Annotated in this window: 10 protein-coding genes; 8 read left to right on the top strand and 2 right to left on the bottom strand. The window is 51.5% G+C overall.

The window, feature by feature from the left end:
* The 6 genes from ACH2EM_RS08345 to ACH2EM_RS08320 form a co-directional block, all read left to right on the top strand.
* A partial coding sequence (locus tag ACH2EM_RS08345) for a SpaA isopeptide-forming pilin-related protein (RefSeq protein ID WP_395151790.1) occupies window positions 1-5,569 on the top strand: 5,569 nt, incomplete at its 5' end.
* Between the two features lie 42 nt (window positions 5,570-5,611).
* Window positions 5,612-7,399 carry a SpaA isopeptide-forming pilin-related protein gene (locus ACH2EM_RS08340; RefSeq protein ID WP_395151788.1) on the top strand — a complete coding sequence of 596 codons (1,788 nt, stop codon included), beginning with the start codon at window positions 5,612-5,614 and terminating at the stop codon, window positions 7,397-7,399.
* Window positions 7,400-7,536: 137 nt separating this feature from the next.
* Complete coding sequence (locus tag ACH2EM_RS08335) at window positions 7,537-8,418, top strand: class C sortase (RefSeq protein WP_395151786.1); 882 nt, start codon at window positions 7,537-7,539, stop codon at window positions 8,416-8,418.
* A 28-nt stretch (window positions 8,419-8,446) separates the two neighbouring features.
* Complete coding sequence (locus tag ACH2EM_RS08330; RefSeq protein ID WP_395151784.1) at window positions 8,447-9,367, top strand: class C sortase; 921 nt, start codon at window positions 8,447-8,449, stop codon at window positions 9,365-9,367.
* A 253-nt stretch (window positions 9,368-9,620) separates the two neighbouring features.
* Window positions 9,621-10,115, top strand: a complete 495-nt coding sequence (locus tag ACH2EM_RS08325; protein ID WP_395151782.1) for a C-GCAxxG-C-C family protein — start codon at window positions 9,621-9,623, stop codon at window positions 10,113-10,115.
* 5 nt (window positions 10,116-10,120) lie between these two features.
* Window positions 10,121-11,077, top strand: a complete 957-nt coding sequence (locus ACH2EM_RS08320; protein ID WP_395151780.1) for a TDT family transporter — start codon at window positions 10,121-10,123, stop codon at window positions 11,075-11,077.
* A 211-nt stretch (window positions 11,078-11,288) separates the two neighbouring features.
* Here ACH2EM_RS08320 and ACH2EM_RS08315 read toward each other — a convergent pair whose 3' ends face one another.
* Both ACH2EM_RS08315 and ACH2EM_RS08310 read right to left on the bottom strand, forming a co-directional pair.
* Entirely contained in the window at window positions 11,289-12,158 is an 870-nt protein-coding gene (locus ACH2EM_RS08315) for a transglutaminase domain-containing protein (protein ID WP_395151778.1), read from the bottom strand.
* Window positions 12,159-12,461: 303 nt separating this feature from the next.
* On the bottom strand, window positions 12,462-12,659 hold the full coding sequence (locus ACH2EM_RS08310) for a hypothetical protein (RefSeq protein ID WP_395151776.1): 198 nt from the start codon (window positions 12,657-12,659) through the stop codon (window positions 12,462-12,464).
* A 351-nt stretch (window positions 12,660-13,010) separates the two neighbouring features.
* Between ACH2EM_RS08310 and ACH2EM_RS08305 the strand changes: the two genes are divergently transcribed.
* Window positions 13,011-14,306 carry a putative ABC transporter permease gene (locus ACH2EM_RS08305; protein ID WP_395151774.1) on the top strand — a complete coding sequence of 432 codons (1,296 nt, stop codon included), beginning with the start codon at window positions 13,011-13,013 and terminating at the stop codon, window positions 14,304-14,306.
* Between the two features lie 71 nt (window positions 14,307-14,377).
* Window positions 14,378-14,854, top strand: a complete 477-nt coding sequence (locus ACH2EM_RS08300; RefSeq protein ID WP_395151772.1) for a VanZ family protein — start codon at window positions 14,378-14,380, stop codon at window positions 14,852-14,854.
* The last annotated feature ends 243 nt before the right edge of the window (window positions 14,855-15,097 follow it).

Here is a 15,097-nt window from a genome sequence, read left to right as displayed (position 1 = left end):
CACCAGCAGCGCAACGCCCGACGAGGACCGCACGCAGCCCACCAGCAGCGCAACGCCCGAAGAGGACGGCACCCAGCCCACCAGCAGCGCAACGCCCGGAGAGGACGGCACCCAGCCCACCGGCAGCGCAACACCCGGAGAGGACGGCACCCAGCCCACCGGCAGCGCAACACCCGGAGAGGACGGCACCCAGCCTACCGGCAGCGCAACACCCGGAGAGGACGGCACCCAGCCCACCGGCAGCGCAACGCCCAGTGAGGATAGCACCCAGCCCACCGGCAGTGCAACGCCCGAAGAAGCGGAACAGGATACCGGTGATAGAGAAGCGGACGACCAACAACAAAAGCAGGATAGTGAGCAAGACCAGCAAACGGATGCTGCGGATAACGCCATAGATGTCTATGCAGCGCAAGCTACAATTAAGAGCATCAGTTGGGGCGCAGACAATCATTTGATTCAAGGCTCTAATATTATTTCGTTGCCCCACATAACCACTGCAAATCATCCTTTTGATTTTAGCATTGATGTGAGTGCGGGTGGAATAGTAGGGGAAGGCGGGGATTCCTCCACCTCTACGGCGACTACCGATGCGCTGGACCAGAGCCTGGCCTACCTGAAAGACACAGTCAACAGTTCTATACACGCTGTTCAGGTGGAGTTTTCCAATGGATACAAGCTTTCCGTCCCTCTGGACAAACCCCTTTGGGATTATGTCACTGGCAAAGAGATGTTGTATAACAACATAAAAAATGCAGTGGCTGCATCGGATACCCGGCAGACCAGCGTAAGCATGGGGGTTTCCGGCGACGGTCTATTGCAGCTAATCAAGACGGCGATAGAAGGACTTGACATTCCCTCTGGCACCACCGGCAAACAGGTTCGGGAGATTAAAAACAGTGTGGATGAATTGACCTTGACCGATGAACAATGCCGTGTGACCATCAACATCGGCAGCAAACGCAATCAATTCGATGCAAGCCCCTATATTGTGGATACGGTACATCCAGACAATGTTACCATTAACCTGTTTGATTACACCCTGTACGATTGGTACCTGTCAGATAGCATGGAGGACGATCCAAAAGCACAGCTTGTCGTCCAGGGAATCAATGGGGTGCAGGGAAGCTCCAACCAAAGCCATGGATTGCTGTTTCGTAAAAGCAACGGCGTTGGAGGAACCTGGAACCAGTGGACCGGCAATGTGGGCGGCGTTACCCAAGGGCTGGTAAAGAACACCTTGGGCAGCGATGGTTACCCGGTTTTGAATCTGAGCGAAACATTCCCCAGAGAGGCAAATGGCAATTATGTAGTGAGCGGTACCGTAGTAAGCACCTACGACCCACAAGAAAGCCTGGCTTATCTGTTTGATCCCAACGATCAATCGGCAGGGCAATACCGTAAAGTATACCGGGATGTTGAGGGTTTGTTTACCATCAATGAAGCTGGAAACTATTACTACAACAGCCGCCAAAACTTTGCAGAGTTTGATGCCAGCACAGGCAGCAATCGGTTTACACTTTACAATGCGCCCGCAGTAGAGCACGGACAGTTCTTTCCCTTCAATACAGCTGGCGAGGTGTTCAAGCTGAGCAACGGGGCATTGGTTAACGAAGGGCTGTCTTCCGCCGGTTCGGCTGTGGTCAACCACTATTTGGGCCTGACCATGGAAGTGGAATTCCAGCAGCCTTTGGGCGGCATGGTGAGTGTAGGGCATGATGAGAGCCACGCAAAGCCCATGGTGTACGAATTCTCCGGTGACGATGATGTATGGGTGTTCATTGATGATGTGCTGGTAGCAGATTTGGGCGGCATTCACGATGAAATGAAGGTTCTCATCGACTTTTCTACCGGCGAAATCACCATTGAACGAGCCAGCGATCCCAATCAAAATACCACAATCACAACCACCATCCGAGAGCGGTTTGAGCTGGCCGGCCGCCAGAATCCCGATATGTTTGAAGGCGATACCCTGGCGGGCAACACCACGCATACCCTCAAGATGTTTTATATGGAGCGAGGAAATGTGGACTCCAACCTGACGCTTTCCTTCAACCTCATGGAACCAGTGGACAATGTGCTGGTCAAGCTGGACCAGAACGGCAATCCCGTAGAAGGCGCTTCCTTTGCGCTGTATCGTGCCGAGCTGGATGCCGACGGCAATCCCATTCGAGAGCAGTCAAACCTTGTGGAGCGTTACAAAGTGCAGTCTGTGCCGATTAGCACAAACCTGACAACAAACCATAAGGGCGAGGTGGTTTTGCCCAGCGAGGTGGATTACAGCGCCCATCCCTATTATATCCTGCGAGAAACCAATATTCCGGCAGGTTATTTTTCCACCGGTGATGTTCTGTTGGAGTACGATAAATTCCAGTACAACAAGGACGGCACCTCCACCGGTACCAACCTGCTGCTGGGGGATAACCGGTGGCAGACCGGCGCATATATGAGCTTTGCGGCGAGTGTATACCAGGCAGGCGAACTGAATTACAGCACAAACCAACCCATTTCGTCGGAGCGGGCTCAATCCGGCCTCGTGGTGGTGGTGCCCATGATGAAGATCAGCACCGATTCCAGTGGTCAGTGGGTGCCGCTGTACGGCTCGGGCCTGGCTGGCTACCATGAGGTGGATTTCAACGCCACCGACAGCACAAGTGCACTAACCCAGCGACAAGCAGTTCTTACCGCACTGCTCTACCAGATTTATGGTTCGCAGCACGCAAAAAACGATGTGTACAGGTACTCTGCCTGGACGCTGGACTGGAGCGAGAACAACAGTCGTTTTCAGGCAACACTTACCGACCTGCCCGGTGATGCACAGCGGTATTACTGGGCAAACAACGATGTGACAGAGTCTGATTTGGCTGCATCCTACTATTTTTTGGATCTGGAAAACCTTCAGGCGATTTTTGGTGATTTGTATACCAAGACCAAGGATCAAAAATTACAGGGCATAGCAGATATGATTCAGCAGGCCGCCCAGCAGCATACAGCAGGCGTGGAATGGTCTCAGCTTAGCGAAAAGCAAGTATGGGAGGCTGTTGCCAAGGGTGTTGCAGATCTGCTCGAGCAGCTGGAACAGCAGGATGAACAGGCGTTTGGCTTGCTGGATGTTTCCGAATTCAACCGGATATTCTCCAGCCGTATCTACATTCCCAATGCTGCACCGAGTTTGACCGTCCAAAAGCTGGACCAGGATGGCAATCCTCTTGCAGGAGCCCAGTTCAGCCTGTATGCAACACAAGCGGACGCAAACGGAAACACAAACCCCTTGGGTACAGTAGTTACCGGCAGCGATGGAACGGCATACTTCCATTTTGGAGTTGCCGCAACACCATCTGCATCTACGGCTTCGGTTTTGGTACAGCTGACAGGGGACTACCTGGATTTGTATCTGAGAGAAACCAAAGCGCCTACGGAGGAATACATCATCAACGATAAAGTGATTCCGGTGCGAATTCTGCAGAATGGCCGCATTTATGCAGATGGTCTGAAAGTAAACGATGGCATTACGGTACGCAAGGGACTGGGTGAACTGGTGCAAACCATGGCCCGCTACGCTGTACCGGATAGCGTCAATGTAACCCTTCGGGATATCACAGCAGGTGAATTGAACGCCGCCACATTGGATGCTCTTTTGAAAGGAACTGTGGTGGATGCATCCGCCGGTCAGCAGGGCGATGACAGCATTCTGCGTACAGGGCGCACACTGAACCTGCACTATGGACTGGATAACGCATTGCTGCAATATGGCACACATCCAGACCCATCCACAGGCGTTGCCCCCGAGCCTTACTTTGAAGCGGATGAAGGAGTTCTGGCCCTGGAAATCCAGCAGAACTACCTGGCTCATGCCAATGAGGCTGTTTATACCTCGGTAGCAGCCAAACAGGACCTGCGCGACCAGGATATCCGTGGATTGTTTACTGGTTCCACTACGGTGGTAGTGCGCAATCGACACGAAAACAGCCGGGGAAATTTTTTCATTCACAAAACGCTCGCATTCTCCAGCGCAGTTTCGGAGGATGAACAGCAGCAGTACCAGGCAAGTTACTTTGGCTTTGATGTGAAAGTGGATGTTGCCGCAGCAGCTCAGGACAATCAGTGGGCAACAGACGGAGCGGTTTACACAATCCGTGACAGCAGCAACAATGTGGTGGAACAGGGCACAGTCACCTTTAAGGAGATAACGCAAGGTTCCAACCTCTACAACATTGCCTCTGTAACAATGGGAACCCCGGCGGCAGGCAGCAGTCGAATTTACACCGATGGAAGCAGCTATCTTATCTGGTTGAAAAATGGTGAAACGGTTGTAGTGGAAGGGGTTCCGTTCCGTGCAAATATCACTGCCCAGGAAGTAAGCGCAGCGGCCGACTACACCGCTCAGGATGCTGCTGTGCAAGGCCTGGCTGCCTATAAGACATCGGTCCAGGTGAATGCACAGGGAGTTGTTTCCGGAACAACTGCCACCGGCACCGTGGAGGAAATCCTCAATAACCCGCAGTTCTATTTTTACAATTATGTAGACAAAACTTCCAGCATAACGCTGGAAAAGAAACTGGCCCAAGGGGAGACCAGCACACTTAAGTTTCCCTTTGAGGTAACGCTGTTCCAGCCCGGCGGCGGCAGTCTGCTGACAGGTAACTACCAGTATACGGTTCACTACGCCGATGGAACAAACAATCTGGAGGGCACAGTCACCAGCGGTAAACTTTCGGTAGCATTGGGCCACGAGGACAAGGTCACCATAGAGGGGCTTCCGGTGGGGGCACAGTACATGGTGGAAGAAACCCCTATGGGCTACCGGCCGGAAGGCACCATCGATGGCCAGTCGGTTACATTGTCCAATAACAGCCTGACAGGCACTGTGCTGGCACAGCCTGCGCAGGGAGCGGCGGTCAATCAGGTGGTGTTCACCAACACCCGAAGCGCCAGCATTACCATCACCAAACGCAATGGCCAGAACGAGCTGCTGAGCGGTGCAGGGTTTACCCTGTACGATAAGGACACCGGCGCCGTTGTGCGCAGTGAACGCTACACCGATTTGGCAATGCGCACGGAAATTGATGTTAGTGACAACGCTTTCGACCAGGATGCCATGCGTTACACAGCCAGCGACGGTAAAACCTACATCGTTCATACGGTGGATGCAGGCGGTACCCCCAAATACTACTATTACAGATGGCTTACCGACAAAGAGAAGCAGGAGTTCAACAGCAATAAGTGGACCGAGGAGCAAAACAGCAAGGTAGAGGCCATTGTGGAGTTCACCGAGCTGCCCTTGACTGGGGATTACATCATTCGTGAAACCACGGTACCCAAAGGCTATGTGCAGCCTGGTGAGATTCAGGTAGGCAGTCTGCCAAAGGAAACCGCAGATGGTTCTGATGTTTGGGTTTACGATGTACTGTACACCGTAACCAACCACGAGGAGATAAAATTCCCTGTTACCGGCCTGATGGGAATTGGGGGCCTGCTGGCAGCAGGCGTCACCCTGGTGGGTGCAGCATTGGTTTTGGCCATAAGCAACAAACGGCGTAAGTCCGTACCCGGCGAATCATCCCAAAGCTGACCGGGACCGGATAAGGACTATAAGCAAAAAGGAGGAAGTTTTATGCATCATTCCCATTCGTTAAAAAACCGGATTAGTGCATGGTTGGTGGCTTTGTGTATGGCGGTTGTTCTGCTGCCGTCCGGTGTTTTTGCAGCAACTGGCAGCATTACAATCACCGCACCCCCAGATGTTACCTTCCCGGCAGGGTTTCAGGTGAATGCTTACGAGGTTATGAAGTTGGTAAACCCAGACCAAAACAATCCACAGGCAAAAATCTACGAAGTGACGGATGGCTTCAAACCCTTTTTTAACATCGATGCAATTAAAGCCGTGTTCGGTACGGTAAGCGGCAAACCCCTTTACCTGACCTATGGCGGCGATTCAACCCCCGCCGGCGAGAGAAAACTTTCCGTAACGGCAACAGAGCCGGCCTCGACGGTTCCTCGCATTACCATTACTAATTCCGCTGCGCTGGATACCCAGTACCCAGTCTCCGACCTGCTGGACCGTATCAACAAGAGCAGTAAAGAAGTTCTGGCTATGTACTACTGGCTGGAAGACTACATTAAGAATACCGGCACAATTAGCCCTCAGGCTACGGAAACAGTACAGCAAAACACCACCAATTCCATTCAGTTGACCGGCCTGGAAGAAGGCGGCTATGCCCTGGTGTTCTCCAACGCTGGCGATGATTTGGTAATCAACCAGGGTATCCTGGTGCCCACCGGCGAGACCATGGCACTGAAAGGCCAGACCATCACTCTGGACAAGCAGGTTAGCACAAGTGCAGACCAGGATTTTGGCAATTCTGCTACCGCTGAAATTGGGCAGACACTGTACTACAAGGTGGAATCCAAACTTCCTGTTCCCAGTGCAGATCAAAGCTTTGTAAGCTTTACAATGACCGACACAATGGAAAATCAACTGGTAGATGCTAGTTCCTTTGGGCTGAAACTGGGCACAAGCCAGCAGCTTACTACGACTGTTGTAAACCAAATCGTTCAGTTTAAAGATAGCCAGACACTCATTGCTACCCTGACCGTTAATACAGACAAAAAAGGATTTAGCTTGGTGTTTGACCAGGCTGCTTTGCAGCAGACTGTCTACCAGGGTCTGGATGTGCTGCTTACCTACCAGGCAGAGCTGACCAAAGACGCTGTGGCTGTGAACGATAACTGCATTGTTTTGAATTATAGCCACGGACCCAATGAAATCAGTCAGGAGGCTGTAACCCAAGCATACACCTACGGGCTGACCGTTGAAAAAAAGTTCACGACGGATGCAGGCGTGGTTCAATCGCCGGGCAGTGCCGTTGTAAACGGTGTAACCTTCAAACTCTACCGTGGGCACATCAGCGGAACGCCTGCTGCAAGCAATCAGCCCATCCCGGTAAGCAATGTAACTGCCACTGTGGCCGGCCAGTATGTTTTGGATGACACTAAGACTACAACCGAACTAAAGCTGGATGCAAATGCAGCTCTCTCTGTAAAAGGTCTGGGCGAAGGTCAGTATACCCTGGTGGAAACACAGGCTCCGGACGGATACATCCGCACAAGCAACATCCATATTACAGTGGCTGCCAATGGAACCACAAAGTATCAGCTGGACACCACAAACACCAAAGCAACCGTGGATGGAATAGGAACTCCCGCTGGGTTTGCGGTGGGGATTACACAGGCAGCGAATGCCGATTCCACCACTTTGAGCACAGTAAACCTTACTGTAAACAACCGCAAAGGCTTTGAGCTGCCAAAAACCGGTGGCGAGGGTACTTGGGCCTTTACCATAGGCGGCATTGCTCTTATTGCTTTGGCAGGCGCAATGATTCGGCACAGCAAAAAACAATGAGTGCAGGCTTAAAAAATACAGTGATTTGCTGGTTTAAGCCAAACAGAGGAATTTCATAAGCCAATGGAGGCCCCAGCGGTGGGTAAGTGTTCTTACAGCCGCTGGGGCCCCACATTCTGGCAGAACAGGAGCAGACCATGGGCAAACGAATCATGCATTTCTGTACGGCGGTGCTGCTTATTGCGGGGCTGGGCTTGCTGTTGTATCCTCTGGTAAGTAATTTGTACTACGAATGGGTGCAAAATCAGATGACTGCATCCTACGACCAGCTGGTCACCGAACAAATGCCACAGCAACAACGCAATCTGCAGCTGGAGGAATGCCGGAATTATAACGATAACCTGCGGGAGGGGGGCGTGCTGCTGACCGATCCCTTTGATGAAGCGCAGCTGGACCCTTCATCTATGCCCTATGCAGGGTTGCTCAACCTTATGGGAGATGGCTCCATGGGCTACCTGGAGATTCCGGCCATTGATGTGAATCTGGTAATTTACCATGGCGTGCAGGAGGAGGTGCTGAGCAAAGGCGTAGGCCATTTGCAGGGCAGCTCGCTGCCGGTGGGGGGCACCGGCACCCACTGTGTTCTTTCGGCTCACACCGGACTGAACAACAAAAAGCTGTTTACAGATTTGGACCAGCTGGTGGAAGGGGATGTATTCTACCTCCATGTTCTGGATGAGGTGCTCGCTTACCAGGTGAATCAGATTAAGGTGGTTCTTCCCCACGAAACCAGTGATCTGAGCATCAACGCAGAGCAGGATTATGTAACCCTGGTAACCTGCACGCCCTATGGCATTAACTCTCATCGCTTGCTGGTGCGTGGTGTCCGCATCCCCTACGAGGAGGCACAGCAGGTGCAGCAGGTGCAGCAAACACAGCAGCGAAGCAGTACCTGGCAGCAGCAATACCTGTTGGCCATGCTTGCCGGTATAGCAGGGGTAGCTTTGGTTATTGTTTTGGTCATGGTGGTAAAGGCAGCGGCAAGGGCATTAAAGCGGCGTGCAGAATCCCGCAGATGAAATTTTAAGGGGTAAGGAGAGAACAGCCATGAAACGATGGGGAGGCTTACTATTGCAGTGGTCGGTTTTGCTGGTTGGAATTGGCTTGCTGCTTTATCCGCACCTTACAAAGGCAAGCACATGGTGGCAAACAGTTTGCACAGTGCAGCATTTGGAGCAGCACAAACAGCAGCTTACCCAGGCAAGCCAGACAGATATTCAAAAGCAACAGGCAGATCAGCTTTTGCAGGCGATGGAGCAGTATAACCGGCAGATTGCGCAAACCCAGCAGTACGATTTAAAAGACGCCTGGAGCTATGAGCAGGCTCCCTTGGAATTGGAGCAATATGGTTTGCAGGATCAGGCAGTTGCGGTGCTGCGTATTCCCGCCATAGACTTGGAGCTGGCGGTTTACCTGGGGGCTACCGAGGAAAATCTGGCCAAAGGTGCGGCGGTTTTGGGCCAGACCAGTATGCCCATTGGCGGCACAGACACCAACTGTGTGTTGGCGGCACATCGTGGATACCGTGGCGCACCCATGCTGCTGGATGTGGAAGAATTGGCTATAGGGGACCGGGTCCAGCTGGAAAATCTGTGGCAGACTTTGGACTACGAGGTGCAGGAAATACGCATCATTGACCCAAGCCAGGTGGAGGCCATTCATATTCAGCCAGGGCGGGATCTCCTTACCCTCATTACCTGCCATCCCTATCCCCACAACACCCAACGCTATGTGGTATACTGCCAGCGGGTGGCAAACGAAGCCCAGCCAGAGGTGCAGTCGGAACAACTTTCCCAGCCCACTCCCACACCCCAGGAGATTGTGGTGAAAGATAGCTCCCGGCAAGCCATTGAACGGGAGCGGCGTATCAATGCGCTGGGACTTGTGGCAGCGGTGGTGTTGCTGCTGGGGGCATTGACAAAAACTTTTTGGAAGAAAAAGGGCTCCCAAGCAGGAGAAGGCAGGTAACAGGCACCGCAACGGCAGCGATACAATTAAAATTGACACAAAAAATCCCCCCACATCGGCGTGTGCATTGAATGTGGGGGGATTTTTGCAGGATACAATCGTTTTATCGCAAAAATCAATCAATAGCGAAAGTTGATTGAAAAACACAATATAAATGGATATTTATTGACAAAAACTGCATCATTCGGCAATATAAATACGAAACAATTATTTGATTATTGGCTGTATGGCAACATAAAAGGAGGAAGAAACAATGATGCAGATTCCTGCAAAAGAAGTAAGCCTTAAACAGCTGCAACAGCTGGCAGAAGATAACTACCGCAATGGCTATTTTTGCTGCGAAGCACTCATGGCAGCGGTGCGAACTGTGTTTCAGTTGCAGGTACCAGAGGAAGTGATTGCCATGTCTTCGGGTATGGCGGTGGGCATTGGCCGTTCCGGTTGTGCCTGCGGTGCACTCAATGGAGGAGTTTTGGCACTGGGTATGCTGTTTGGCCGCACCCAGCAGGCTGGACCCAAGGACCCGGCTGTGGTAAAGTGTATGGAGCTTACCCATGAGCTGCATGATTGGTTCCGCAAGGAGAATGGCAAGAACGCAATTTGCTGCCGTGTGCTGACCCGAGAATTTGACATGGGCAAAGGCGAACACAAGGAACAGTGCATTGGTTACACAGGTTTGTGTGCATGGAAGGTGGGCCAGATTGTATGCCGTGAATATGGCATTAAAAATCTGGACGATGAGGCGTAAGTACAATGATGGATTTTTTAAAACGATTGCCGCTGCCCGCTGCCGCAGTAAGCCTGGGTCTTTTCTCTTTGGGCAATCTGATGCAAAGCTATAGTCCCACCTTGCGGATGGTATTGGGGGGCCTGGCGGCGGCAATTTGGCTGCTGGTACTGCTGAAGGTTGTATGCCTGCCCAGGCCGGTCTGGCAACTGCTCAATTCGGATGCAGCTGTGGCCAGCGTAGCGGGCGGAACATTCCCTATGGCTACCATGTTGCTGGCTGCCTACATGAAGCCCTACGTAGCTGTGATTTCCACTGTTTTGTGGGGAGTGGCTGTTGCTCTCCATCTGGCCATTATGGTTTGGTTTGGGCTGGTATATCTGGCCAAATTGCAGTGGCCTAAGGTGTTTGCAAGCTATTTTGTGGTGTATGTGGGCATTGCAGCGGCAAGCCTTACCTCGGCAGCCTTTGGGGTGCAATCCACCTGGGGTACCTGGCTTTGGTGGCTGGCATTTGTTTGCTTGGTGATTCTGCTGGCAGTTGTAACCTGGCGTTACATAACCGTGCCGGTGCAGGCCGAAGGTGCAAAACCGTTGGTGTGCATTTATGCAGCACCCATCAGCTTGTGTCTTGCAGGATACCTTCAGGTAGCGGAGCAAAAAAGCCTGTATTTTGTGTTGGGTATGCTGGCTGCATCCACCCTTGTGTATCTGTGGGTTGTGTGTATGCTGCCCTCATTGCTGCGGTTGCCTTTTTATCCAAGCTATGCAGCCTTTACCTTTCCGTTTGTTATCACCCCTCTGGCAGCAAAACAAGCAACTGTGTGGCTGCAGTCTGCTGGAATGCAGATTCCTTTCATAGGGGCGCTGGTATGGGTGGAAACGCTTTTAGCCGCTGTCCTGGTACTTTATACGCTGGTTCGGTATGCAGTAGCAGTGCTGAAAGTCTCCAAGCAGGGTGAACCCTCTCAGGCGGTTAAATAAACAGGGTAAACAATCAATCAAAGCAAAGGGCATCTGCCGGTGATGGCAGATGCCCTTTGTTCTAGTATAGGCAGGATAAATAACGGTACAGATGCTGTCGGCAGGTTGCAAGGGGGCTTTTTGCAGGCCCGCTTACCATAACAATTGCAGCCTGAGGCATTGGTTCTATCGCTGCTTTTGGGGAACTGCCCATGGGAAAACCCGGCGGCATTCAACCATCGGTGCCCTGCTCGGCACAGATTTGCTGCTGCGCTGAATGTTGGCTGAATTGCACCGCAAACACCCACTGGCAGGGGTTGTAGCGCACAGTTGGGTACTGCCCTTTTTGGGCGGCGGTCTGTTGCAAAAGAGCAATCAGCTGTTCCAGTTGGGTGCTGTTTCGATTGCCGCTCCAGTAAAATACCAGGAGTTTTTGCTTGCGCATGGCCTGCAAAGCCCGGTCCTGTACCTTTTCCAAACTGCCAAAGGCCAGTTTATGGCTGGTGTAATAAAACCCTTTGGAGCAGGTGCAGGCAGGTGCCGGAAAAACCAGAGGTTCGTGATCCCGAAAGATGGCTGCATCGGATTGGTTAAAATAATCGTATCGAATCAGGCCGTCACGGCTGAGAGAACGGTCAAAGGTTGCATCCAGGTGGTAGTACTGGCCGTTCAGCTGCACAATGTTCCAAGCATGGCGGTATTTAACACCTTCTTCGGGGTTTGCACCGGATATGACCACCATACACCAGATACCCAGCGCATCGCACAGGGCCTTCACGGTTTTGGCCATTCCCTCGCACACACCGATGCCGTGGCCTAAAGGGCCGGTAATTTCGTGAGAATAGGGCTTTTTCAGCTTATCGTACCGGACCTGGGTGCAGATAAAATCATGAATTGCTTCCAGCTGCTGGGCAGGGGGGAGATTCTGCCAGGGGCGTACCAGCTTTTCCAGCCGGGACTCCATGGCTTTTTGCAGCTCGGGCACCTTCTTTTTTTCCAGCCAATACCGGGGCTCCATAAGTACATGGTCGGCATGAGGGTAGTGGCGGTACACAAAATGGTCTGCATAAAACAACATAGGGTGATCCAGCCGAACCTGCAAAAATAAATCTCCCAGAACCCGACCCTCCAATCGGGGAACAGGAAAGGAGACAGAATAGCTGCGAAGCCCCTCCCAAATAGCATGGTACGCTGCCTGGAGAGGCCGGGAAAGCGTTTGGTAGTAATAAGGCTGCATAGGTTGCTCTTTTGTGCAAAAAATCCAAGCAGAAAGCTTGCGTAATGTATGCACTATTGTACCACAAAGCAACAAAAAAGCGCAAAGCTACCCAAAGAGCCTGCAAGTGTTTACAGGCTCGGAATCCTTGGTAAAGGGTTGGGTTGCTTTGCGTCTGTTAAAATAAAATTAGTAATGGAATGGCCGCACAGGATTCATGGCGCGGTACTGGCGCAGCACCGTGGTGCATACCTCATTTTGTTGTTTCAGCCAAAGAGTTTTTGCCTGCTGCTCGCTGCGAAATGCCTGTTGGCGTTCCTTCCATTCCGGGCAGGTTTTATGGCAGCCTTCATAATAACGGGGGCAGGTTGCATGACACGGTATCATAAAAACGGCTCCTTTCGGCATGAGAATTTGGCATACTGAAAAGCGACCTTATGCCGCTTTTCAGGGGGGATGAGGTGAACGGAAAGAGGTTCACCATCAACTCCAGCGGCTTACATAATAAGTATACACCCGGCTAAAATAAGAAAAAAGGAACTTTTTGTAAAAAAATCGAAAAACATTTAAAAGTTTATCTGTAATGTTGGTTGATACATCTAAAAAGTAAAAATATCAAAACAACAGTGGGATGGGTATACATTTCAAAATCTTTCCGCTATACTTAAAGATATCTGATTTTTATTTGCAGGGTTTGGGTCTAAACCCATAGCCTGCCAAAGAAAGGATTTGTGGCCTATGTTGTATCATGCACTTTGGCTGTTTTTTTGCTACGGTTTTCTGGGCTGGGTTCTGGAAACTGTGGTGGCAGCACTGCGCAGCAAGCGTTTTGTTAACCGGGGCCTGCTGGATGGTCCTCTGTGCGCCCTCTACGGTTTGGCGGGCACCCTGATTTCCATGAGTTTGCAGGAACTGCGGGGGAACTGGCTGTTTCTGTTTTTGTTCAGCGCAATTTATTCCACAGTGCTGGAATGGATTGCGGGCCACCTGCTGGAGCGTTCCCATTATGGCCGCTGGTGGGAATATTCCAAGGTAAAATGGAACCTGGATGGCTACATAAGCCTGCCTTATTCCATCCTGTGGGGTATTTTGGGAACCATTGTGGTGCAGTGGGGCTCGCCTTTGCTGCTGTTTGTGTACGAAAAACTGCCTGCTTCTGGTGGCCGAATTCTGCTGTGGGTGGTTGTGGCCCTTACGGTGGTTGATGCCATTGGCTCACTGATTGCCATCTATGGCCGGGCAGGAATTGCCCCTCCGCTGGAAAAGGTGGATGGCAAAATTACCGATTGGACCCAAAAGCTGCAAGGCTGGATTGCCCACACCACTATTCGCCGTCTGGAAAGAAATCAGATTGCCCAGCGCAAAGAACCCCAGGCCGTAGCAGAGCCGGTGGTGTTTGCCCAGGGGGCTGGCTTTTACAAGCTGTTTTTGCTGTTTGTGGTTGGTGCGTTTTTGGGCGATGTAACCGAAACCATCTTCTGCCGCATTACAGGCGGTGTTTGGATGAGCCGCAGCAGCGTGGTATGGGGCCCCTTCAGCCTGGTATGGGGCATTGCGTTAAGCCTGGCCACGCTGCTGCTATACCGCTACAAAGATAAATCCGACCGGTTTCTCTTTTTGATGGGTGCCTTGCTGGGTGGCGCATACGAATATTTTTGCAGCGTGTTCACGGAAATTTGCTTTGGCACCGTGTTCTGGGATTACAGCAAAATCCCCTTCAATCTGGGTGGCCGCATCAATTTGCTGTACTGCTTTTTCTGGGGCATTGCCGCTGTGGTATGGATGAAAGCCATCTACCCTCACTTTTCGGTCTGGATCGAAAAAATTCCAATCAAGGCCGGCAAGGTTATCACCTGGGCGCTGGTGGTGTTTATGGTGGCCAATGTGGCAGTGAGCGGCCTTGCCATGCTGCGCTACAACCAGCGCAGCGAAGGGGTGCCTGCTGCTGCATCCTGGCAGCAGTTTATGGACAGCCACTATGGGGATGAAGTGATGCGTCGCATTTATCCCAATGCCATCAAGGTAAACAAATAAGTCCAAATGCTCCGTGCAAGGCCGGAAAAACGGCTGCTGCCGGGCTAGGTGTAAAAGAAAGGAATGAATCAATGAAAAAGTCCACCGGGTTAAGTGTGTATGGCCCCATTGCAAAGATGGTTTTTTGGTTGTATGTAGCCTTGGTGTTTTTTGTGGTGATTTTAAAATTCAATGGCTCCTGGCAGGTGCTGTTGGAACGGGCCAGGCACGCAAAGCCTTGGAGCCACTATAATTTGCAGATAGGCTACACCATCCATAAATATATGATGAATCTGAATGCCGGGTGGGCAAGATTAAATATAGCGGGCAATATCCTGCCGTTTATCCCCATTGGCTTGTTTATGCCCTGGGCTTATAAAGCGGCCAACAAAATCATCTGGGTGCTGTGCTGTGGTACCCTGCTGATAACAGCAATGGAGTTTGTGCAGCTGGCCACCGGCCTGGGAACTTTTGATGTGGATGATATCCTGTTGAATGTCTTGGGAATTTTAGCAGGATGGATTGTTTATCGCATCCTTTTTCAAAGGAAATCCGGCACCATGCCGTAATCTCTAATGCATTGCCCTTAATTTGCACCGCAAGCAAGGCAGGCTGTGCTTACAGAGGGGGCGCTAACAATCCAGAGTTTGCAATAAAAAATGGCAGAGGAATTATTCCTCTGCCATTTCAGCCTGTCGAAAAAGGTCGCCAAAAGGCGGCCTTTTTCTCGTATCATGGAAGAAAATGGGGTATAATGGTGTAGGGTGATAAAAATGCTGGTAAAGAACACAGAAAATCGAGGACAGCTGGAA

Source organism: uncultured Allofournierella sp., assembly GCA_944382705.1.
Taxonomy (GTDB): Bacteria; Bacillota; Clostridia; order Oscillospirales; family Ruminococcaceae; genus Allofournierella.
Note: the sequence above shows the minus strand (reverse complement) of the source record. Positions and strands in the feature narration are given on the sequence as shown.

What these genes read in the sequence shown, in the direction of transcription:
- ACH2EM_RS08310 (WP_395151776.1), bottom strand. Translation starts at nt 12,659, where the DNA reads ATGATACCGTGTCATGCAACCTGCCCCCGTTATTATGAAGGCTGCCAT.
- ACH2EM_RS08335 (WP_395151786.1), top strand. Translation starts at nt 7,537, where the DNA reads ATGGGCAAACGAATCATGCATTTCTGTACGGCGGTGCTGCTTATTGCG.
- ACH2EM_RS08305 (WP_395151774.1), top strand. Translation starts at nt 13,011, where the DNA reads ATGTTGTATCATGCACTTTGGCTGTTTTTTTGCTACGGTTTTCTGGGC.
- ACH2EM_RS08300 (WP_395151772.1), top strand. Translation starts at nt 14,378, where the DNA reads ATGAAAAAGTCCACCGGGTTAAGTGTGTATGGCCCCATTGCAAAGATG.
- ACH2EM_RS08330 (WP_395151784.1), top strand. Translation starts at nt 8,447, where the DNA reads ATGAAACGATGGGGAGGCTTACTATTGCAGTGGTCGGTTTTGCTGGTT.
- ACH2EM_RS08320 (WP_395151780.1), top strand. Translation starts at nt 10,121, where the DNA reads ATGATGGATTTTTTAAAACGATTGCCGCTGCCCGCTGCCGCAGTAAGC.
- ACH2EM_RS08340 (WP_395151788.1), top strand. Translation starts at nt 5,612, where the DNA reads ATGCATCATTCCCATTCGTTAAAAAACCGGATTAGTGCATGGTTGGTG.
- ACH2EM_RS08325 (WP_395151782.1), top strand. Translation starts at nt 9,621, where the DNA reads ATGATGCAGATTCCTGCAAAAGAAGTAAGCCTTAAACAGCTGCAACAG.